This window comes from Salmonella sp. SG203 (assembly GCF_013350575.1).
Taxonomy (GTDB): domain Bacteria; phylum Pseudomonadota; class Gammaproteobacteria; order Enterobacterales; family Enterobacteriaceae; genus Salmonella; species Salmonella enterica.
The window spans coordinates 84,998-104,871 of record NZ_SNMT01000007.1 but is presented as its reverse complement, the minus strand read 5'-3'; the positions used below and the strand labels follow the sequence as shown (position 1 = coordinate 104,871).

The 19,874-nt window shown below is 54.9% G+C and carries 21 protein-coding genes; 6 read left to right on the top strand and 15 right to left on the bottom strand.

The genetic code is table 11. From position 1 onward, the window contains the following. Position 1: 1 nt before the first annotated feature. The 9 genes from ugpE to livK form a co-directional block, all read right to left on the bottom strand. Positions 2 to 847: a sn-glycerol-3-phosphate ABC transporter permease UgpE gene (ugpE, locus tag HV477_RS12545; RefSeq protein WP_000572196.1), complete on the bottom strand. Its 846-nt coding sequence runs from the start codon at positions 845 to 847 to the stop codon at positions 2 to 4. Continuing rightward, positions 844 to 1,731 carry a sn-glycerol-3-phosphate ABC transporter permease UgpA gene (gene ugpA / locus HV477_RS12540; protein ID WP_000099303.1) on the bottom strand — a complete coding sequence of 296 codons (888 nt, stop codon included), beginning with the start codon at positions 1,729 to 1,731 and terminating at the stop codon, positions 844 to 846. The genes ugpE and ugpA overlap by 4 nt, the downstream gene beginning before the upstream one ends. 104 nt (positions 1,732 to 1,835) lie before the next feature. Next, complete coding sequence (gene ugpB, locus HV477_RS12535) at positions 1,836 to 3,152, bottom strand: sn-glycerol-3-phosphate ABC transporter substrate-binding protein UgpB (RefSeq protein ID WP_000624747.1); 1,317 nt, start codon at positions 3,150 to 3,152, stop codon at positions 1,836 to 1,838. Positions 3,153 to 3,384: 232 nt separating this feature from the next. Continuing rightward, positions 3,385 to 3,663: a hypothetical protein gene (locus tag HV477_RS12530; RefSeq protein ID WP_000621260.1), complete on the bottom strand. Its 279-nt coding sequence runs from the start codon at positions 3,661 to 3,663 to the stop codon at positions 3,385 to 3,387. A 163-nt stretch (positions 3,664 to 3,826) separates the two neighbouring features. Continuing rightward, the gene (gene livF / locus HV477_RS12525) at positions 3,827 to 4,540 is read right to left on the bottom strand and encodes a high-affinity branched-chain amino acid ABC transporter ATP-binding protein LivF (protein WP_000416114.1); all 714 of its coding nucleotides are present in this window, start codon (positions 4,538 to 4,540) and stop codon (positions 3,827 to 3,829) included. Position 4,541: 1 nt separating this feature from the next. Beyond that, positions 4,542 to 5,309 (bottom strand): high-affinity branched-chain amino acid ABC transporter ATP-binding protein LivG, encoded by a 768-nt coding sequence (gene livG / locus HV477_RS12520; RefSeq protein ID WP_175065039.1) that lies wholly within the window; start codon positions 5,307 to 5,309, stop codon positions 4,542 to 4,544. After that, complete coding sequence (gene livM, locus HV477_RS12515) at positions 5,306 to 6,583, bottom strand: branched chain amino acid ABC transporter permease LivM (protein ID WP_079898868.1); 1,278 nt, start codon at positions 6,581 to 6,583, stop codon at positions 5,306 to 5,308. The genes livG and livM overlap by 4 nt, the downstream gene beginning before the upstream one ends. Then, on the bottom strand, positions 6,580 to 7,506 hold the full coding sequence (gene livH / locus HV477_RS12510; protein WP_000003007.1) for a high-affinity branched-chain amino acid ABC transporter permease LivH: 927 nt from the start codon (positions 7,504 to 7,506) through the stop codon (positions 6,580 to 6,582). The genes livM and livH overlap by 4 nt, the downstream gene beginning before the upstream one ends. 59 nt (positions 7,507 to 7,565) lie before the next feature. Further along, complete coding sequence (gene livK / locus HV477_RS12505) at positions 7,566 to 8,675, bottom strand: high-affinity branched-chain amino acid ABC transporter substrate-binding protein LivK (protein ID WP_000822976.1); 1,110 nt, start codon at positions 8,673 to 8,675, stop codon at positions 7,566 to 7,568. A gap of 421 nt (positions 8,676 to 9,096) precedes the next feature. Here livK and panM point away from each other — a divergent pair, with 421 nt between their 5' ends. Continuing rightward, on the top strand, positions 9,097 to 9,480 hold the full coding sequence (gene panM, locus HV477_RS12500; RefSeq protein ID WP_000778873.1) for an aspartate 1-decarboxylase autocleavage activator PanM: 384 nt from the start codon (positions 9,097 to 9,099) through the stop codon (positions 9,478 to 9,480). Further along, positions 9,458 to 9,592, top strand: a complete 135-nt coding sequence (locus tag HV477_RS12495) for a hypothetical protein (protein WP_001517957.1) — start codon at positions 9,458 to 9,460, stop codon at positions 9,590 to 9,592. The genes panM and HV477_RS12495 overlap by 23 nt, the downstream gene beginning before the upstream one ends. A gap of 70 nt (positions 9,593 to 9,662) precedes the next feature. Here HV477_RS12495 and livJ read toward each other — a convergent pair whose 3' ends face one another. From livJ to ftsY, 5 genes are all read right to left on the bottom strand, one after another. Next, a complete protein-coding gene (gene livJ / locus HV477_RS12490) occupies positions 9,663 to 10,766 on the bottom strand; it encodes a branched chain amino acid ABC transporter substrate-binding protein LivJ (protein ID WP_072276828.1) in 1,104 nt (367 codons plus the stop codon). Between the two features lie 321 nt (positions 10,767 to 11,087). Beyond that, entirely contained in the window at positions 11,088 to 11,942 is an 855-nt protein-coding gene (gene rpoH, locus HV477_RS12485; protein ID WP_000159621.1) for an RNA polymerase sigma factor RpoH, read from the bottom strand. Positions 11,943 to 12,187: 245 nt separating this feature from the next. Further along, positions 12,188 to 13,243, bottom strand: a complete 1,056-nt coding sequence (gene ftsX / locus HV477_RS12480; RefSeq protein ID WP_001081707.1) for a permease-like cell division protein FtsX — start codon at positions 13,241 to 13,243, stop codon at positions 12,188 to 12,190. Then, positions 13,236 to 13,904, bottom strand: coding sequence for a cell division ATP-binding protein FtsE (gene ftsE, locus HV477_RS12475; RefSeq protein WP_000617729.1), 669 nt, complete (start codon positions 13,902 to 13,904; stop codon positions 13,236 to 13,238). The genes ftsX and ftsE overlap by 8 nt, the downstream gene beginning before the upstream one ends. Positions 13,905 to 13,906: 2 nt before the next feature. Then, positions 13,907 to 15,382 carry a signal recognition particle-docking protein FtsY gene (gene ftsY / locus HV477_RS12470; RefSeq protein WP_079898869.1) on the bottom strand — a complete coding sequence of 492 codons (1,476 nt, stop codon included), beginning with the start codon at positions 15,380 to 15,382 and terminating at the stop codon, positions 13,907 to 13,909. Positions 15,383 to 15,507: 125 nt separating this feature from the next. Here ftsY and rsmD point away from each other — a divergent pair, with 125 nt between their 5' ends. Then, on the top strand, positions 15,508 to 16,104 hold the full coding sequence (gene rsmD, locus HV477_RS12465; protein ID WP_000743277.1) for a 16S rRNA (guanine(966)-N(2))-methyltransferase: 597 nt from the start codon (positions 15,508 to 15,510) through the stop codon (positions 16,102 to 16,104). Next, positions 16,094 to 16,363 carry a DUF1145 family protein gene (locus HV477_RS12460; RefSeq protein WP_000906757.1) on the top strand — a complete coding sequence of 90 codons (270 nt, stop codon included), beginning with the start codon at positions 16,094 to 16,096 and terminating at the stop codon, positions 16,361 to 16,363. Before rsmD ends, HV477_RS12460 begins: the two co-directional genes overlap by 11 nt. A gap of 21 nt (positions 16,364 to 16,384) precedes the next feature. Here the strand turns inward: HV477_RS12460 and HV477_RS12455 are convergent, their stop codons facing one another. Further along, positions 16,385 to 16,756, bottom strand: a complete 372-nt coding sequence (locus HV477_RS12455) for a DUF2500 domain-containing protein (protein ID WP_079898870.1) — start codon at positions 16,754 to 16,756, stop codon at positions 16,385 to 16,387. Positions 16,757 to 16,897: 141 nt separating this feature from the next. Between HV477_RS12455 and HV477_RS12450 the strand changes: the two genes are divergently transcribed. Further along, the gene (locus tag HV477_RS12450) at positions 16,898 to 17,524 is read left to right on the top strand and encodes a lysoplasmalogenase (protein ID WP_000964735.1); all 627 of its coding nucleotides are present in this window, start codon (positions 16,898 to 16,900) and stop codon (positions 17,522 to 17,524) included. Between the two features lie 80 nt (positions 17,525 to 17,604). After that, positions 17,605 to 19,803 (top strand): Zn(II)/Cd(II)/Pb(II) translocating P-type ATPase ZntA, encoded by a 2,199-nt coding sequence (gene zntA / locus HV477_RS12445; protein WP_000106655.1) that lies wholly within the window; start codon positions 17,605 to 17,607, stop codon positions 19,801 to 19,803. Positions 19,804 to 19,874: the final 71 nt, after the last annotated feature.

The following is a 19,874-nucleotide window of genomic DNA, read 5'->3' as shown; positions in this document are numbered from 1 at the left end:
TTTATTTCTCACTATCGACCAGGCCACGCACAAACGCGCGCTGCATGGCTAAAACGATGACAACCGGGGGAATAAGGGTCAGCAGCATTGCCGCCATCACCTGGTTCCATTGCGTGGTACCTTCGCCAGTGGCGATCATCCCTTTGATACCCGCTACGGCAGTGCCAAGATTCACGTCGGTGATAATCAACAGCGGCCACAGATACTGGTTCCAGCCGTAGATAAAGGTGATGACGAATAACGCCGCCAGGTTGGTTTTTGACAGCGGCAACACGATGTCGCGGAAAAAGCGCATCGGCGACGCGCCGTCAATACGGGCCGCCTCCACCAGTTCATCCGGAAGCGTCATAAAGAACTGACGAAACAGGAAAGTGGCGGTAGCGGACGCCATCAGCGGTAGCGTCAGACCGGCATAGCTGTCGAGCATTTTCAGGTTGGCGATCACTTCCACCGTCGGGAAGATACGCACTTCAACCGGCAACATCAGGGTGATAAAAATCATCCAGAAGAACAGGTTACGCAGGGGAAAACGAAACCAGACGATGGCGAATGCGGAAAGCATAGATACCGTGATTTTGCCTACCGTAATGCTGAACGCCATAATGAAACTGTTAAGCATCATCAGCCAGAATGGCGCGCTATTAACACCGACGCCGTTGACCCAAATAGTTTTGATATTCTCCAGTAACTGCGTGCCGGGAAGCAGCGTCATCGGCGTCTCAAACACCGCACGGTCGTCCAGCGTCGCCGCGACAAACGCGACATACAGCGGAAACAAAATGACCGCGATCCCCAGAATCAGCATGGTATGGCTGAATATTGTCAGCCCGCGACGATTCTCTATCATTGGTAACGCACCTTACTTTCCACATAGCGGAACTGCACCACCGTCAGAATGATGACGAGGAACATCAACACCACCGACTGCGCGGCGGACGCCGAGAGATCCAGGCCGGTAAACCCTTCGCGATAGATCTTATAAATCAGCGTCGTGGTGGCTTGTACCGGCCCGCCGGCGGTCGCGGCGTCGATCACCGGGAAGGTGTCGAAAAAGGCATACACCAGGTTGACCACCAGCAGGAAGAAACTGACCGGCGCAATAAGCGGCAAAGAAAGCCGGAAGAAACGACGAATCGGCCCGGCGCCGTCAATGGCCGCCGCTTCCACCAGCGAGCGGGGAATGGATTGCAGCGCGGCAAAGAAGAATAAAAAGTTGTAACTAATCTGCTTCCAGACTGACGCAAATACCACCAGGAACATCGCCTGACCGCTGTTTTGCGCGTGGTTCCAGTCATAGCCGAATTCGCCGAGGAAATGGGTGATTAATCCCCGCCCCGGGTTAAACAGGAAAATCCACAATACGGCGGCGACGGCGGGCGCGACGGCATAAGGCAGCAGCATCAGCGTCTGATAAAAACGGCTGCCGCGCACCACGTAATCCACCAGGGCGGCGAAAAACAACGAGACCAGCAGGCCGCTAAACGTGACCAGCGCGCTGAATTTAATCGTCGTCCAGAAGGCATCGAGATAATAACTGTCGTGAAAAAGCGCGACGAAATTCTCCAGCCCGACAAATTGGCTGGAAAAACCAAACGGATCGACGCTTTGCAGCGAATACCACAGCGCTTCGCCCGCAGGCCAGATAAAGAAAATAACGGTGATAACCAACTGCGGAGCAACCAGTAAATACGGCAGCCAGCGCGAGCGGAACACCGGACGGGATGATGACATGAAGATTCTTTTCCTGGAAGGTGCCGGATGGCGGTGCAAGCACCTTATCCGGCCTACAAACGCTGTAGGCCTGATAAGCGCAGCGCCATCAGGCACTTATACACTTAAGATTTGCTCGCTTTCTCAAAACGACGCAGTAACTGATTCCCGCGATCCACCGCGGTATCCAACGCCTGTTGTGGGGTTTTCTTCCCGGTCCAGACGCTTTCCAGCTCTTCGTCCACGATGGTACGAATCTGCGGCATATTGCCCAGACGCAAGCCTTTGGTGAAGGGTAACGGCGGCTTATTCAACATCTGGCGAGTGGCGATATCCGCACCGGGGTTTTTATCGTAATAACCCTGCTCGCGGGTCAGCTCGTAGGCGGCGGTGGTAATCGGCAGGTAGCCGGTTTTTTGATGCCATTCAGCAGCGTTTTCCGGTTTTGCCAGGAAGTCGAGGAATTTGGCGACGCCGGTATAGGTTTCTTTATCTTTACCCTGCATGACCCATAGGCTGGCTCCGCCGATAATGGCGTTTTGCGGCGCGCCCTTGATATCAGCGTCGTACGGCATCATACCCACGCCATAGTTAAATTTGGCATACTGGCGGATATTGGCGAGCGAACCGGAGGACGCGGTTGTCATCGCGCAGTCACCGTTATAAAACTTCTCGGTAGACTCGTCCTTACGCCCAACATAGCTAAAATCGCCTTTTTTATTCATCTCTTCCAGCAGCGCGATATGTTTCACCTGCTCTGGCTTATTAAACTCCAGCACCGCATCTGTACCGTCAAAACCATTGTTTTTACTGGCGAAGGGGAGACCGTTCCAGGCGCTGAAGTTTTCCAGTTGGATCCAACCTTGCCAGCCGCTGGCGTAACCGCATTTCATGCCTGCCGCTCTCAGTTTCGCGGTATAGTCAGCCAGCTCCTGCCAGGTTTTCGGCGGCTGTTCCGGATCTAAACCGGCTTTCTTAAAGGCGTCTTTGTTGTAGTACAGTACCGGCGTGGAGCTGTTAAAGGGCTGGGAGAGCAGATGCCCGCTTTTAGCATCGGTGTAGTAGCCTGCAACGGTTGGTACAAACTGGGACTCGTCAAAGTTAATACCGGCGTCTTTAAACACTTCATAAACCGGCTTAATGGCTTTCGAGGCCATCATGGTCGCTGTCCCAACCTCATAAACCTGCAATATTGCCGGCGCGTTGCCGGTACGGAATGCCGCGATCCCAGCGCTCAGGTTCTGTTCATAGTTCCCCTTATAGACCGGAACGATTTTGTAATCCGGATTGGCCTGGTTGAAACGTTGCGCCAGTGAATCAACTTCTTTGCCTAACTCCCCTTCCATTGAATGCCAGAATGGAATAGTGGTGACGGCCAACGCCTGACCCGTAAATGCCAGACTCAGCGCCAGTCCTAAAGCTGTATGTCGTAACGATATCATCGGTTATCTCTCTTTTTGTGCCGGGATGCGCGATATCACGCGTTTTATGTTCGCGGGGGTAACATGACATGCTCGAATGACAGAAAAATAACTTTTTTATTACAAAAAAAAGATAGTAAGGCGACAGAGAGATGGCAAGGCAGTGAAAGCGCCGGAAAAGAAAAGTGGGAGCTACGGCACGTCTGACAGCGTAATGCTGACCAGACATGCGTTATTTAGCTGGCGTCAGCAGTTAATCACGATGAGAATACTTTTTGTACAGATTTTGTAAGCGCCGCTGATCTCGCCGCTCGCGTTCACGCTGAATGTCGGATTTTTCATCCTCCCACGTTGCACAATCCGGATGATGACGCACTTCGCAGGTCGTTGCGGCCAGTGGATAAGGCGTTGCGGTTTCTTCTTGCCAGATAGCAGGATCGCGGGGATCAAAATCGTTTGAGGTTAAGGCGTTAACACTGAACGAAGCCGCGAACAACAGCGTTCCCATTATGCAGGCGCCTGAACGTATCATCCTTGCTCCTTCTTCGGTGGTTATAGTTGATAACTATTCTCAACTATAACATATTGGTACGAAAAATGTTCTACTGATTTGCCGAATGCCGAGTAATCCGCCAGGTCCGGTAAGCGGTAGCGCCACCGGGCGCGTTTGCCAGATGGCAGCTGTAAACTGCGCCTTATCCGCCCAGATAGGCGCTGCGCACCGCTTCGTTCGCCAGCAGCGCATCACCGGTATCGGATAGCACCACGTGGCCGTTTTCCAGCACATAACCGCGGTCGGCGAGCTTCAGCGCCTGGTTGGCGTTCTGCTCGACAAGGAAGATGGTCATACCCTGCTCGCGCAACTGCTCAATGGTGTCGAAGATCTGCTGGATGATGATCGGCGCCAGCCCCAGCGACGGTTCATCCAGCAGCAATAGCCTCGGCTGGCTCATCAGCGCGCGGCCAATCGCCAGCATCTGCTGTTCGCCACCGGACATGGTGCCCGCTCGCTGGATACGGCGTTCATGCAGGCGCGGAAACAGCTCGTACACCCATTTGATACGCTCCTGAAACCGATCGCGCTCGGCAAAAAAACCGCCCATCGCCAGGTTCTCTTCTACCGTCATCCGCGAGAAGACGCGCCGCCCTTCCGGCACTATCGCCACCGCTTCACGCATGATTTTCGCCGTCTGCCAGTCGGTTATGTCTTTACCGTCAAACACCACCCGTCCGCTGGAGGCGCGCGGATCGCCGCACAAGGTGCCAAGCAGCGTCGTTTTCCCCGCGCCGTTAGCGCCAATCAGGGTAACGATTTCCCCCTGGTTGATGTGCAGACTGACGTCGTGCAGCGCCTGAATCTTGCCGTAGTGGGCGCTGACTTTTTCAAACGTTAACATCGTTTTTTCCATCTTATGCCTCACCCAGATAAGCGCGGATGACGTCCGGGTTGTTGCGGATCTCTTCCGGCATGCCGTTCGCCAGCGGCGTGCCCTGGTTCACCACGTAAATGCGATCGGAAATGCCCATCACCAGCTTCATATCGTGTTCAATCAGCAAGATAGTGGTGTTGTGATGGTTACGTAGTTCGGCAATCAGCTCATCCAGCTCTTTGGTCTCTTTCGGGTTAAGGCCAGCCGCCGGTTCGTCGAGCATCAGAATTTCTGGCTGCGTCACCATGCAGCGGGCAATCTCCAGCCGGCGCTGGTCGCCGTAGGCCAGATTACTGGCCTGGCGGTTGGCATGTTCCAGCAGGCCAATACGCTCAAGCCAGGTCGCCGCGCGGTCCAGCGCTTCGCTTTGCGCGCGGCGGAAAGCGTGCGTTTTCAACAGGCCGGAAAAGAGGCCCGTTTTCAGTTGCTGGTGCTGCGCCACCAGCAGGTTTTCAATCACCGTCATTTCGCGAAACAGGCGCACATGCTGGAAAGTACGTACCACGCCCATGCGGGCGATCTGCTGGCCCGGCAATCCTTCCAGATGCCGCTCGCGCAACATGATCGTACCGCCTGTCGGCTTATAAAAACCGGTCAGGCAGTTAAACACCGTCGTTTTACCCGCGCCGTTAGGGCCAATCAGCGACACAATTTCCCGCTCACGCAATTCCAGCGATACATTGTTGACCGCCAGCAAACCGCCAAAGCGCATCATCAGGCCGTTAACCGCTAATAATGGCTGACTCATGCCTGCTCTCCTTTCGCCTGACCACTTTTCAGCTTCAACTGCGGACGCGTCATCGGCAGCAATCCCTGCGGGCGCCAGATCATCATCAACACCATCAAACCGCCGAGCATCAACATGCTGTATTCGTTGAAGTCGCGCATCAATTCGCGCGACACCACCAGCAGAACCGCCGCCAGGATCACCGCAAACTGCGAGCCCATTCCGCCCAGCACCACAATCGCCAGCACGAAGGCGGATTCGGCGAAGGTGAAGGATTCCGGGCTGACAAAGCCCTGGCGGGCGGCAAACAACGTCCCGGCGAAACCGGCAAACGCGGCGCTGATAGTAAAAGCGGTCAGCTTGATGCGCGTCGGGCTTAAACCTAATGAGCGACAGGCGATCTCATCTTCACGCAACGCTTCCCACGCCCGGCCCAACGGCATACGCAGCAGGCGGTTAATGACAAACAGCGACAGGACCACCAGCAACAGGGCCACCAGATAGAGGAAAATGACCCGGTCGGATGGGTCGTACTTCACGCCAAAGAAATTGCTGAAGGTATCCCAGCCGCCTTCGCGGGTGCTGCGGCTAAACTCCAGACCAAACAGCGTCGGTTTGGGGATCTGGCTGATACCGTTCGGGCCGCCGGTAATTTCAGTGTTATTGAGCAACAGGATACGGACGATTTCGCCGAAGCCGAGCGTCACAATCGCCAGATAGTCGCCGCGCAGACGCAGTACCGGGAAGCCGAGCAGGAAACCAGCAGCGGCGGAGACCAATCCCGCCAGCGGCAGGCAGGTCCAGAAACCCAAACCATAATAATGGTTGAGCAGCGCAAAGGTATAAGCGCCGATGGCGTAAAAGCCGCCGTAGCCCAATACCAGCAGACCGGACAGCCCCACCACCACGTTCAGCCCCAGACCGAGGATGATATAAATCATGGTCATAGTGGCGATATCCACGCTACCGCGCGACACCATAAACGGCCACGCCACGGCGATAACCAGCAGCGCCATCAGAAACAGCTTTTGCTTAACGGTAGAGCCATCGATCGCCGGCAGAATAACCTTCGGTCCGGAGACGTGCTTCAGCGCTTTCTGGAACATCGGACGCAGCAACTGAAAGAAAAAAACCACTGCCGTACCGATAAAGATCCACTGCCAGCGGATGTCGGCGGCGGTATCCACCACCAGTTTGGTGCCGTCCAGCTCCAGTTGTACGCCCATGAAGACGCCAGCCAGAACGAAGAACATCGCCGCAGAGAACAGAGCCATCGCAATATGCATCGGTTTCATACTTTCTCTACCTCCGGACGCCCCAGGATACCGGTCGGCATCACCAGCAGTACCAGAATCAGCAGAGCGAACGATACGACATCTTTATATTCGGTACTTAAATATGCAGACGAGAGCGCTTCGGCAACGCCCAAAATCAGACCGCCGATCATCGCGCCCGGAATGCTGCCAATACCGCCCAGCACCGCCGCGGTGAACGCTTTCATCCCGGCCATAAAACCGATGTAGGGGTTAATCACGCCATAGAACTGGCCGAGCAGCACGCCCGCCACCGCCGCCATTGCCGCGCCGATAACAAACGTTAGCGCAATGACGCGGTCGGTATTAATGCCGAGCAGGCTGGCCATTTTCAGATCCTCCGCGCAGGCGCGGCAGGCGCGGCCCATCCGGGAGTAGCGAATGAAAATGGTGAGCGCCAGCATAGCCAGAAAGGTGACTATCCAGATAACCGCCTGCATGGTGGTGATGGACGCGGAAAAGTTTTCGCTGCTGCCCACAATCCACTGGCCGTTAAACAGGCTGGGTAACGCCACGTCGCGCGAACCTTCCGTCAGGCTGACGTAGTTTTGCAGAAAGATGGACATCCCGATGGCGGAAATCAGGGCGATCAGGCGCTTGGAGTTGCGCACGGGCCGGTAAGCGACTCGCTCGATACTCCAGCCGTAGGCGCTGGCAATAATAATCGCGCCGATAAATCCGGCGGCCACCAGGAGCCAACTGGTGTCTATTCCCATCATCATTAGCGCGGCGATGATCATAAAAGAGACGTAGCTGCCGATCATATACACCTCGCCATGAGCGAAGTTGATCATGCCGATAATGCCGTACACCATCGTATAACCGATAGCAATCAGCGCGTAGGTGCTCCCCAGCGTGACGCCGTTAAACATCTGCTGCAAGAAATAGAGAAACTGCTCGGACATAAGGTAACCTTTTTAAACCCGCCCGGCGTGCGGGCGGTGGGATAACTTATCTTCTGGCATTACTTCGCGACGGTTGACGAGCCGTCGGCGTGCCACTGGAAGACGCCAAATTCAAATCCCTTAAGATCGCCTTTTTCATCCCATTTCAGCGGCCCAATAACGGTATCAGCCCCGTTAGCTTTAAGATCTTTCACCAGATCCAGCGGAGCGTGGCTGGCGCTACGCGTCATTGCGGTTGCCAGCGACTGGACGGCGGCGTAGGTGATCCAAACGTACGGACCGCTGGGATCTTTCTTGTCGGCTTTCAGCGCCTCGACAATCGCCTTATTCGCCGGGTCCTGGTCATAACGTTTTGGCATCGTCACCAACATGCCTTCCGCCGCACCGCCCGCAATATTGGACAGCGACGCGTTACCCACGCCTTCCGGCCCCATAAATTGCGTTTTCAGGCCATTAGCCCGTGCCTGGCGCAGCATCTGCCCCATTTCCGGGTAGTAGCCGCCGTAATACACAAAGTCGATATTCTCTTTTTGCAAGCGAGCAATCAGGGCGGAGAAATCTTTTTCACCGGCGGTAATACCATCAAAAAAGACAATATTGGCATTGCCCTGCTTCAGGCCATCCTGCACGGAGCGCGCCAGTCCTTCGCCGTATTGCTGTTTATCGTGAATGATAGCGATGCGCTGCGGTTTCACCGTTTCCAGGATGTATTTTGCGGCCGTTGGCCCCTGGGAGGAGTCCAGGCCGGCGGTACGCATAATGTACTGATAGCCGCGCTGGGTCAGCTCCGGGTTAGTCGCCCCCGGGGAGATCATAAGAATACCTTCATCTTCATAGATATCGGATGCTGGCTGAGTAGAAGAAGAACACAAGTGACCAATAACGTACTGAATACCGTCGTTAACGATTTTGTTGGCCACCGCCACCGCCTGTTTTGGATCGCAGGCATCATCGTACTCTACGCCGACCAGCTTATCGCCTTTAATACCGCCTTTCGCGTTGATGTCTTTAATGGCCTGACGCGCGCCGTTAAATTCCATATCGCCCCATTGCGCTACCGGGCCGGACATCGCCCCGACTATGGCGACTTTAATATCATCTGCCATTGCCCCCTGCGAGACTGCTAATGCAACAATCCCTGCGATTATTGTTTTCGCTTTCCGTTTCATGTGCCTGTATCCCCATTCGTGATGTTATATGTTTTGTTTTTTGCTGGTTAAAAAGCAGACTGTACTTTTTATAAATGGTGCGCTTTTTACTGACTCATTAATGAGTTAGCGCAGCATTTAAAGCATAATAAGATTAAAATCTCTATTTTTCAGTCTATTAAGAAAAGATAATATTCTGCTTTTCGTTATAGATAAACAAAAAAAAGCACGCTTGTCAGCATAAAATAACGGCACATTAAGCGGAATAATTCACTAGCATTCAGGGAATTATGCTGCCTGTTTTCCATTCTCTAATGCTTCAAACTGTAATTATCGTTGTTAAAAAATTAATAACCTGGTAAATGACACAAAAAAGAGAAAGCATCTGGCCTGCCTGTTTCGGTACACTGATCGCATCTTTTGAAATCGGGACAAGCCGTCGATGAAGCTGACCATTCTTCGTTTAGAACACTTTAGCGCTCAGGATCAGATCGATCTGGGCAAAATCTGGCCGGAATATTCCGCCTCCTCATTAAGCGTAGATGAAACGCACCGGATTTATGCCGCGCGGTTTAACGAGCGTTTGTTGGGCGCCGTAAGAGTGACGCTGAGCGGAACGCAGGGCGCGCTGGATTCCTTACGCGTGCGTGAAATCACCCGTCGCCGCGGCGTCGGGCAATACCTGGTAGAAGAAGTCATCCGCGATAATCCCAACGTCTCGTCGTGGTGGATGGCGGATGTCGGTGTTGAAGACCGCAGCGTGATGGCCGCGTTTATGCAGGCGTTAGGTTTTACCGCCCAGCATGACGGCTGGGAGAAGCGCTAAAAGAAAGCCGGATGGCGCTGACGCTTATCCGGCCTACATGCCGGGAGAAAAGATAAAAACCACCTCGCAATTTTCCAAGAATTTCGCGTTGCAGGCAGGCGGCAAGTTATGAAAACATAAGTAAGTGACCGGGGTTGAATAACGTAGCCAACGCACCTGCAGCGCGAAAGGCGCCAGGAAAATCACTTGGCGTCTGTCGCCGTACCATTCGCATGCCAGTCAAATACGCCGAACTCAAATCCTTTCAGATCGCCTTTCTCATCCCACGACAGCGGTCCCATTACGGTGTCGACCGTGGCGCCTTTCAGGTATTTGGCGATTTCCGCCGGATCGTCGGAGTGGTTCAGACCCGCCTGCAACGATTGCAGCGCGGCGTAGGTGGTCCACACGAATGCGCCGCTAGGATCTTGTTTCTTGGCTTTGATGGCATCCACAATCGGTTTGTTCGCTGGCACCTGATCGTAGTTCTTCGGTTTGGTGACCAGTAAGCCTTCCGCCGACTCTCCGGCGATGTTAGACAGCGACACGTTCGCCACCCCTTCCGGCCCCATAAACTGGGTTTTCAGCCCTGCGGCGCGGGACTGGCGCAGGATCTGCCCCATTTCCGGGTGATAACCGCCGTAGTAGACAAAGTCGATATTCTCTTTCTTCAGGCGCGCTACCAGAGTGGAGAAATCTTTTTCGCCGGCGGTGATGCCGTCAAAGAATACGACGTTAACGCCGCCTTTCTTCAGACCGTCCTGCACCGCGCGCGCCAGCCCTTCGCCGTACTGCTGCTTATCGTGGATAATCGCGATGCGCTGCGGTTTTACCTTCTCCAGAATATACTTTGCCGCCGTTGGCCCCTGGTCAGAGTCCAGACCGGTGGTGCGCAAAACCAGGTTATAGCCGCGTGCGGTCAGCTCCGGCGCGGTCGCCGCCGGGGTTATCATCAGGATACCTTCGTCTTCGTAGATATCAGAGGCTGGCTGTGTGGAAGAGGAGCATAAGTGTCCGATAACATACTTGATGCCGTCGTTCACCACTTTGTTAGCGACAGCTACCGCCTGTTTCGGATCACAGGCGTCGTCATATTTCACCGCGACGAGCTTATCGCCTTTAATACCGCCTTTCGCATTGATATCGGCAATTGCCTGTTCCGCACCGGTAAACTCCTGATCGCCATACTGCGCCACCGGACCGGACATCGCGCCGACAACCGCGACTTTAATGTCCTCGGCGAATGCCATATGGCTTAATGACAGGGCGATACATCCTGCCAATAACGTTTTACCCTTCATATTCATCCTGATAATCCCCATTATTCTGGTTGTTACGTGTGTTGTGGTGTTATTGTTCAGCACTTTATTTCGATTATTGGCTAGCTACCCATGCTTTAGCAGCATACTCTGCTAAAACATACCCGATTTTTATTATTTTGGAATAGCTAAATTTACATCCAGATAACAGATTTGTGTCGGTGGGGGAGAGGAAGGGCCCGTAGGCCCGATAAGCGAAGCGCCATCGGGCAAACGTGTTGCCGGATGGCAGGGTAAACGCCTTATCCGGCCTACAAAAAACAAAACCCCCGAATTCACATTCGAGGGTTCATTGGCAATTCGCGAAGATTACGCTTCGATCGCAGCGCGAAGCTTTTTCATGGCGTTCTTTTCAAGCTGGCGCACACGCTCAGCGGAGACGCCGTAACGATCGGCCAGCTCCTGCAACGTAGACTTATTGTCTTCGTCCAGCCAGCGAGCGCGGATAATATCCTGGCTACGCTCGTCGAGCCCCTGCATCGCGTCGGTCAGTCGGTTGGCGGCCTGCTCTTCCCAGTTATCGTCTTCAATGCCGTCGGCAAAGTTAGACGATTTATCCTGCAGATACAGCACCGGCGCCATTGGCTGGCTGTCGGACTCATCGTCCGAAGACATGTCAAACGTCATGTCCTGCGCCGCCATACGCGACTCCATCTCACGCACGTCTTTACTGGAAACACCCAGTTCGCGCGCCACCATTTCAACCTCATCCTGATTAAACCAGCCCAGACGCTGCTTGGTTTTACGCAGATTAAAGAACAGCTTACGCTGCGCTTTCGTGGTTGCGACTTTAACGATACGCCAGTTACGCAGCACGTATTCGTGAATTTCTGCTTTAATCCAGTGTACGGCGAAGGAAACCAGGCGCACGCCTACTTCCGGGTTAAAACGACGTACGGCTTTCATCAGGCCGATGTTGCCTTCCTGGATCAAATCCGCCTGCGGCAGACCATAGCCCGCATAGTTACGAGCAATATGAACAACAAAGCGCAGGTGAGACAGGATCAGCGTTTTAGCTGCTTCCAGATCGCCCTGGTAATGCAGCCTTTCAGCCAATGCCCGCTCCTCGTCAGCCGATAACATCGGCCACGCGTTCGCCGCCCGGATATAAGATTCCAGGTTGCCAACAGGGGCTAAAGCTAAATTTTGCATTTCTTTGGTCATTCAAATCCTCTCAATCAGTATTGCCTGGCACCGTCAGCGAGCAACAACCGTGCCAAAGCCGATGAGCAACGAGAATATCATCCACTCTTTTATCAGACAGTGATTTTATCCACAAGTTCAATGTAACACTGTGCATAATTTACACACATAATGTGACATGAAGATGAAACGCGGGGAAGAGACAACAGGGACTCTTTCCCTGCGAACGGAAGCCCATTGCAGGGAAAGATTATACCACGATTTTATCAATCGGGAGTAAAGTGACGTAAATGTTGCACCGTAGCCAGCCAGGCGGCGATCCAGCCGATCATGGAACAGACCAGCAGCAGCAACAGGCACTCATCGAACGATAAACCATTGAGATCAAACTTCGTGCCGAAGACCTGCGCCACTTCAGTCACCGCCGATGATAAACGCATCACCAAAATTTCAGACAATATCAGTGACAGAAACGCGCCGGAAAAACCGAGCAACGCGCCGCCATAGAGGAACGGACGCAGGATAAAGCCATCGGTCGCGCCAATCAGCTTTTGCACGTTAATGGTGTCGCGACGGGCAAAAATGCTCAGGCGCACGCTGTTGCCGATAACGAGGAAGACCGCCGCGACCATCAGCACGCCGATCATCGCCGACACGCGGCCCACCAGCCCAGTGAGCGCCGCCAGGCGCGCAAACCAGCTATCATCCATGCGGACTTCGTCAATGCCGTTAATCTGCGAGATACGGTCGCGCAGCGTATTAAGCGAGGCGGTACTCTGGAAGTCCAGCTTGGGGATCACCACCGCCACCGCCGGTAGCGGGTTCTCTTCCAGCATATCCAGCGCGCCGCCAAAACCCGACCAGTTGCGGAATTCTCCCAGCGCGTCCTCACGGGACAGGTAGTTGACCTTCTCAACGCCCTGCTCGGCCTGAAGCTGCCCAACAACCCGTGCCGCCGCGTCATCATCCAGCGTTTTTTGCAGATAAACGGTGATCTGCGGCGACGGATAATACTGAGTCGCCGCCTGGTTGACGTTCTTATAGACCATGTAACAGACGCTGGGCAGCGTCAGGGAGATGGCGATCACCATCACCGTCAGAAACGTCGCCAGCGGTTTGCTTTTCAGATCCTGCAGCGCGCCGTGCCAGGCATAGCGCACCTGTTCATTAAAGACATTTGTTTTACGTGAGTTCGGTTTCGGCGTCGGCTTCTGGCGTCCTGGCGCGTTGCGCCCGCCGCCTGTTCCGCCGCGAGACTTACGCAGTCGATCCAGCCGTCCGCCGAACTGCCTGATTTGGTTAATCGCGTCGCGCCTATTCATTGGCCAGGCCTCCATGCAGATGTCCATCGCTCAGGACGAGCTGCCTATAGGAACGACGGGAGATAAGTCCAATATCGTGCGTCGCCATCAGTACCGTCACCCCTACGCGGTTAAACTCTTCAAACAGACGTAAAATCCCTTCCGACAACGCGTCGTCCAGGTTCCCGGTCGGTTCATCCGCCAGCAATACCGCTGGCTTATTGACCACCGCGCGGGCGATGCCCACGCGCTGTTGTTCGCCTCCGGAGAGTTGAATCGGGAAGTTTCTCGCTTTGTCCAGTAGTCCAACCTTATCCAGCGCCGCCGACACACGACGACGGATATCATCGCCGCTGGCGCCGGCAATGATTAACGGTATCGCCACATTGTCATAGACCGTGCGATCCATCAGCAGATGGTGATCCTGGAAAATCATCCCAATCTGGCGGCGCAAAAACGGCACTTCGCGGTTTTTCAGGCGCGTAATATCATGCCCGCTGAAGAAGATTTTGCCGGCGCTGGGCCGCTCAATCCCACAGATTAGCTTCAGCAGGGTACTTTTCCCCGCGCCGGAGTGGCCGGTCAGAAACGCCATCTCGCCTGGCCGCATATGGAATGTCACTCCCTGCAGCGCTTGTCTCCCGCCGAGATAGGCCTTGCTGACATGTTCAAAGCGAATCATTGTTAATCCTCTCGGGCAAAAAGTGCCTCAATAAAATCGTCCGCCTTAAACGGACGCAAATCCTCGATACGTTCGCCCACGCCAATGTAACGGATAGGAATGCCAAACTGGTCAGCTACCGAGAAAATCACCCCGCCTTTCGCCGTACCGTCCAGCTTGGTCAGGGTAATACCGGTTAAGCCTACCGCTTCATGGAACAGTTTGGCCTGGCTTACCGCGTTCTGTCCGGTGCTGGCGTCAATGGTCAGCATAACTTCATGTGGCGCTTCTTCGTCCAGCTTTTTCATGACGCGAACGATTTTTTTCAGCTCTTCCATCAGGTGCGACTTGTTCTGCAGACGCCCTGCCGTATCGGCAATTAACACATCCACATTACGCGCCTTCGCGGCCTGGATAGCGTCAAAAATCACCGAGGCGGAGTCCGCGCCGGTATGCTGGGCGATAACCGGAATGTTGTTACGCTGTCCCCAGACCTGTAGCTGTTCGACCGCCGCCGCGCGGAAAGTATCCCCCGCCGCCAGCATCACTGATTTACCCTGCTGCTCAAACTGGCGCGCCAGTTTACCGATAGTAGTGGTTTTACCCACGCCGTTCACGCCAACCATCAGAATAACAAAAGGCGTTTTACCTTCAATATTAAGCGGTTCGTCTACCTTCGCCAGAATCTCGCCCATCTCGTCTTTCAACAGACCATACAGCGCCTCGGCATCTTTAAGCTGTTTGCGGCTGGCGCCTTCCGTCAGATTAGCGATAATCTTACGCGTGGTTTCCACCCCGACATCAGCGATGAGCAACTGCTCTTCCAGCTCCTCGAACAAATCATCGTCGATTTTCTTGCCGCGGAACAGACTGATAAATCCGGAACCGAGATTTTCTTTGGTTTTCAGCAGACTGCGTTTCAGGCGGGCAAAGAAACCTTCTTTAGTCGGTTTTTCCTGCTCCTGAACGATCGCTTCCACCGGCTCGTCTTCTTCCGCCGGCGGAACAACCATCACCGCCTCTTCCGCCGCCTGAGCGGCCAGCGCCTGCGCTTCCAGCTCTTCGTCGGTGAATTTCGCCGCGTTTTCGCCCTCTTCTTCTACCGCGGCAATGACCTCTACGGTTTCCGCTTCGGCCTGCCACTCTTCCGGCGAGATAGCCTCGTCTTTGACCTCTTCCGGCAGCGGCAATTCCTCGCGTTCCACCGCGATCTGCGGCGCTGCCGTCTCAACAGCCGCCGCGGGCTCCGGCTCTACCGGCTGCGGTTTTTCGCTCTCCTGAACTTTCTCAGTAACGTCCACCACCTCTTCCGCAAAGGCTTCTGTTTCTGCTTTGCTGTGCGCGGGCGTTTGCGCGTCTACGTCTGCCGCCGTTTCAACAGGGGGCTCAACCGGTCGTTGTTCCTCAACAATCTGCTGTTCTTCGGTCTGTTCCTGCTTCTGCTCTTTATCACCGAAGCCCAACCAGGAAAAGAAGCCACGTTTTTTCTGTTTTGCCATCTGCGACTACACCCCTCGCGGCGCTATATACATGGAAGCTAAAAAAATGATGAAATAGTCTATCACTTAACTTAATTCACATCACCGCCTGGAATAACTTGCAACAGGCGGTTCGAGCAAGAGAAATGAAAAAACCGACTCACTCTGGCAGCGGCCAAATCCGCATTATTGGCGGGCAATGGCGTGGCCGTAAATTACCGGTTCCGGACAGCCCGGGTCTGCGTCCCACCACCGATCGCGTGCGCGAAACGTTATTTAACTGGCTGGCTCCGGTAATGGTAGACGCCCATTGTCTGGATTGCTTTGCCGGCAGCGGCGCGCTGGGTCTGGAAGCGCTATCGCGTTATGCGGCCCAGGCAACGTTACTGGAAATGGATCGCGCCGTATCGCAGCAGTTGCAAAAAAATCTGGCGACGCTGAAAGCCAACAATGCTCGCGTCGTCAATACCAATACTCTGACCTTCCTCAGCCAGCCGGGGACGCCGCATCACGTCGTCTTTGTCGACCCGCCGTTTCGTAAAGGGCTGCTGGAAGAGACGTTACAATTGCTGGAAACCCAGGGATGGCTGGCCGACGACGCGCTAATCTACGTAGAAAGCGAGGTGGAAAACGGTCTGCCGCCCGTTCCGGCGAACTGGGCATTGTATCGAGAAAAGGTGGCCGGACAGGTCGCTTATCGTCTGTATCAGCGCGACGCGCAAGGAGAAAATGATGTTGATTAATCTGGGCCGCTTATTAATGCTCTTCGTGTGGGCATTTTTGATTCTTAATCTGGTGCATCCCTTCCCGCGCCCGCTCAATATCTTCGTCAACGTGGCGTTGGTGTTCATGGCGCTGATGCACGGTATGCAACTGGCGCTACTGAAATCAACGATACCGAAAGCGGGTCCGCAGATGACGACGGGAGAGAAAATCCGCATTTTCCTGTTCGGCGTGTTTGAGCTGCTGGTCTGGCAGAAGAAGTTTAAGAACAAAAAATAACGTTTGCTGCCGGATGACGGTTTATTCGTTATCCGGGGTACGGCTAACAAACCCGACGAACCGCGTTCCCTTATAGCTCAGCGTACCTTGATCGCCCACCGTCAAAGCGTGGTACTGCTGCGCTTGTAAACGGAACGTTTTTTCCAGACCGCCATTGAGCGGCTTAAAACTTGCCTCATAGCGCATACTGGTTCCCGCCGGGCTCACTTCCTGCTGGCGAGAGCGTCGGTCGTTAACCGGCTTCTCCCGTTTATTGCTGACCACGACCTGATTTTGCTGTAACGGCGCCGCCTCATTAGCGGCTTTTTCCCGCCGTTGCTGAACGAAGCGAAACGACGCGGCAACTACGATTAATGCGATGATTATAATGAAGAAAAGCGGTGGCTTACTCATACTGTTAACCTGTCAGAAAATGCGGAAATAAGCATACCCTGCCCGTTATAGTGTTGTCATCTGACCGTCACGGCCTCTACACTGAATAATAGAGCCGCAAGCATACCGTTTGCGAAAAAATAACGAATTCAAGGAATTAAGATGCTTTGGTCGTTTATCGCTGTCTGCCTGTCCGCATGGCTGTATGTGGACGCCTCCTATCGCGGGCCAGCCTGGCAACGCTGGGTTTTTAAGCCCGTCACGTTATTACTATTGCTGTTACTGGCCTGGCAAGCGCCGATGTTTGACGCCATCAGTTATCTTGTGTTGGCCGGACTGTGCGCCTCGCTGGTCGGCGATGCGTTAACGCTCTTGCCGCGTCAACGCCTGCTGTACGCCGTCGGGGCATTTTTCTTATCGCATCTGCTCTACACCATTTACTTTGCCAGCCAAATGACGTTGTCGTTCTTCTGGCCGCTGCCGCTGGCGTTACTGATAGTCGGCGCGTTGCTTATCGCCGTTATCTGGACGCGACTGGAGGAGCTACGCTGGCCGGTATGTACTTTTATCGCCATGACGCTGGTCATGGTCTGGCTGGCGGGCGAACTGTGGTTCTTCCGTCCAACGGCGCCAGCCCTTTCGGCCTTTACCGGCGCGACGCTGCTGTTCATCGGCAATATCGTCTGGCTGGGTAGCCATTACCGCCGCCGTTTCCGGGCGGATAACGCGATTGCCGCCGCCTGCTACTTTGCCGGACACTTCCTGATTGTTCGCTCGCTGTACCTGTAAATAATAGCGCTTGACTCTGGAGTCGACTCCAGAGTGTATCCTCCGGTTAATGAGAAAATTATCATCAACCGGAGGACGTTATGTCGACCCCTGATACCGATGGCAAAAAAGTCCCGCCCTTTACCTCCTTCAGATTAGCCCCGGCAATACAGAAGGCCGATAGCTGCTGCTGCGAAGAACATTGCGCGTCCAGCGCGCCTGTTTCTACTGCCGTGGCAGGCACGCGCTATACCTGGAAAATCTCCGGCATGGACTGCGCCGCCTGCGCCCGAAAAGTGGAGAATGCGGTACGCCAAATTCGCGGCGTCAACCAGGCGCAAGTGCTGTTCGCCACCGAAAAGTTAGTGGTCGATGCCGACGCCGACCTCCGCGCGCAAATTGAACGCGCCGTACAGAAGGCGGGTTATACCTTGCGTAGTGAAGATTCGCGCGACGCCGCGCCTGAATCTCGTCTTAAAGAGAACCTGCCGCTTATTACGCTGATCATTATGATGGCGATAAGCTGGGGGCTGGAGCAATTTAACCACCCGTTCGGCCAACTGGCCTTTATCGTCACCACTCTGGTCGGTCTGTATCCTATTGCCCGCCAGGCGCTGCGGCTGATGAAAAGCGGCAGTTGGTTCGCTATTGAAACGCTGATGAGCGTCGCCGCCATTGGCGCGCTGTTTATAGGCGCGACGGCGGAGGCAGCAATGGTATTGCTGCTGTTCCTCATCGGCGAGCGCCTGGAAGGATGGGCCGCCAGTCGCGCCCGTAAAGGCGTCAGCGCGTTAATGGCGCTTAAACCGGAAACGGCGACCCGTCTGCGCGACGGCGTGCGGGAAGAGGTCGCTATTAATACCCTGCGACCGGGCGATATTATCGAAGTCGCCGCCGGGGGGCGTTTACCCGCCGACGGTAAACTGGTTTCCGGTTTCGCCAGCTTTGATGAAAGCGCGCTCACCGGCGAGTCTATCCCGGTGGAGCGCGCAACGGGCGACAAAGTCCCGGCAGGCGCGACCAGCGTTGACCGTCTCGTCACCCTGGAGGTGTTATCTGAACCTGGCGCCAGCGCGATTGACCGTATCCTGACGCTGATTGAAGAGGCGGAAGAGCGCCGTGCGCCCATTGAGCGGTTTATTGACCGTTTCAGCCGCATCTATACGCCAGTCATTATGGTCATCGCGCTGCTGGTGACGCTTATTCCGCCGCTGATGTTCGATGGCGGCTGGCAGGAGTGGATTTATAAAGGGCTGACGCTGCTATTAATCGGTTGCCCGTGCGCGCTGGTGATCTCCACGCCCGCGGCCATTACCTCCGGGCTGGCGGCGGCGGCACGGCGCGGCGCATTGATTAAAGGCGGCGCAGCGCTGGAGCAACTGGGCCGTATCACGCAGGTCGCCTTTGATAAAACCGGTACGTTGACCATTGGTAAACCACGGGTGACGGCGATTCATCCGGCAAGCGGTATCAGCGAAGCTGAACTGTTGGCGCTGGCGGCAGCCGTAGAACAAGGCGCTACGCACCCGCTGGCACAGGCTATTGTCCGCGAAGCGCAGACACGCGATCTGGCGATCCCGACGGCGGAATCGCAGCGAACGCTGGCTGGCACCGGGATTGAAGCGCAGGTTAACGGCGAACGTATTCTGATTTGCGCGGCGGGAAAACAGCCTGCGGCAGCGTTTGCCGGGCAAATTAGCGAACTGGAAAACGCCGGGCAGACGGTGGTTCTGGTGCTGCGTAACGAGACCGTACTTGGCGTCCTCGCCCTCCAGGATACGTTGCGTGACGATGCGCGCGACGCCATCCGCGATCTGCATCAGTTAGGCGTTAACGGCGTGATTCTAACTGGCGATAACCCACGGGCGGCGGCAGCGATTGCCGGCGAGCTGGATCTGGCGTTTAAAGCCGGACTACTGCCGGAAGATAAGGTACGGGCAGTCACCGCCCTTAACCAACAAGCGCCGCTGGCGATGGTGGGCGACGGCATTAACGATGCGCCCGCGATGAAAGCCGCCAGTATCGGAATTGCGATGGGCAGCGGTACTGACGTCGCGCTGGAAACGGCTGACGCCGCCCTTACTCATAACCGTCTGCGCGGGTTAGCGCAGATGATTACGCTGGCGCGCGCTACCCACGCGAATATCCGGCAGAACATCACCATTGCGCTGGGGCTGAAAGCCATTTTCCTGGTGACGACGCTACTTGGTTTTACCGGGCTATGGCTGGCAATCCTGGCGGATACGGGAGCCACGGTATTGGTGACTGCCAACGCGCTACGTTTGCTGCGTAAAAACTAATCTTCTCCCGCCCGGCGGCGTCGTGTCGCCGGGTTATCCCGCGATATTCCTTTCTTTGTACATATTATTCA

What these genes read in the sequence shown, in the direction of transcription:
- ugpE (WP_000572196.1), bottom strand. Translation starts at nt 847, where the DNA reads ATGATAGAGAATCGTCGCGGGCTGACAATATTCAGCCATACCATGCTG.
- ftsX (WP_001081707.1), bottom strand. Translation starts at nt 13,243, where the DNA reads ATGAATAGGCGCGACGCGATTAACCAAATCAGGCAGTTCGGCGGACGG.
- livM (WP_079898868.1), bottom strand. Translation starts at nt 6,583, where the DNA reads ATGAAACCGATGCATATTGCGATGGCTCTGTTCTCTGCGGCGATGTTC.
- rsmD (WP_000743277.1), top strand. Translation starts at nt 15,508, where the DNA reads ATGAAAAAACCGACTCACTCTGGCAGCGGCCAAATCCGCATTATTGGC.
- livF (WP_000416114.1), bottom strand. Translation starts at nt 4,540, where the DNA reads ATGGAAAAAACGATGTTAACGTTTGAAAAAGTCAGCGCCCACTACGGC.
- ugpA (WP_000099303.1), bottom strand. Translation starts at nt 1,731, where the DNA reads ATGTCATCATCCCGTCCGGTGTTCCGCTCGCGCTGGCTGCCGTATTTA.
- zntA (WP_000106655.1), top strand. Translation starts at nt 17,605, where the DNA reads ATGTCGACCCCTGATACCGATGGCAAAAAAGTCCCGCCCTTTACCTCC.
- livJ (WP_072276828.1), bottom strand. Translation starts at nt 10,766, where the DNA reads ATGAATATGAAGGGTAAAACGTTATTGGCAGGATGTATCGCCCTGTCA.
- livK (WP_000822976.1), bottom strand. Translation starts at nt 8,675, where the DNA reads ATGAAACGGAAAGCGAAAACAATAATCGCAGGGATTGTTGCATTAGCA.
- ftsE (WP_000617729.1), bottom strand. Translation starts at nt 13,904, where the DNA reads ATGATTCGCTTTGAACATGTCAGCAAGGCCTATCTCGGCGGGAGACAA.
- ugpB (WP_000624747.1), bottom strand. Translation starts at nt 3,152, where the DNA reads ATGATATCGTTACGACATACAGCTTTAGGACTGGCGCTGAGTCTGGCA.
- HV477_RS12530 (WP_000621260.1), bottom strand. Translation starts at nt 3,663, where the DNA reads ATGATACGTTCAGGCGCCTGCATAATGGGAACGCTGTTGTTCGCGGCT.
- rpoH (WP_000159621.1), bottom strand. Translation starts at nt 11,942, where the DNA reads ATGACCAAAGAAATGCAAAATTTAGCTTTAGCCCCTGTTGGCAACCTG.
- HV477_RS12460 (WP_000906757.1), top strand. Translation starts at nt 16,094, where the DNA reads ATGTTGATTAATCTGGGCCGCTTATTAATGCTCTTCGTGTGGGCATTT.
- HV477_RS12450 (WP_000964735.1), top strand. Translation starts at nt 16,898, where the DNA reads ATGCTTTGGTCGTTTATCGCTGTCTGCCTGTCCGCATGGCTGTATGTG.
- HV477_RS12495 (WP_001517957.1), top strand. Translation starts at nt 9,458, where the DNA reads ATGACGGCTGGGAGAAGCGCTAAAAGAAAGCCGGATGGCGCTGACGCT.
- panM (WP_000778873.1), top strand. Translation starts at nt 9,097, where the DNA reads ATGAAGCTGACCATTCTTCGTTTAGAACACTTTAGCGCTCAGGATCAG.
- HV477_RS12455 (WP_079898870.1), bottom strand. Translation starts at nt 16,756, where the DNA reads ATGAGTAAGCCACCGCTTTTCTTCATTATAATCATCGCATTAATCGTA.
- livH (WP_000003007.1), bottom strand. Translation starts at nt 7,506, where the DNA reads ATGTCCGAGCAGTTTCTCTATTTCTTGCAGCAGATGTTTAACGGCGTC.
- livG (WP_175065039.1), bottom strand. Translation starts at nt 5,309, where the DNA reads ATGAGTCAGCCATTATTAGCGGTTAACGGCCTGATGATGCGCTTTGGC.
- ftsY (WP_079898869.1), bottom strand. Translation starts at nt 15,382, where the DNA reads ATGGCAAAACAGAAAAAACGTGGCTTCTTTTCCTGGTTGGGCTTCGGT.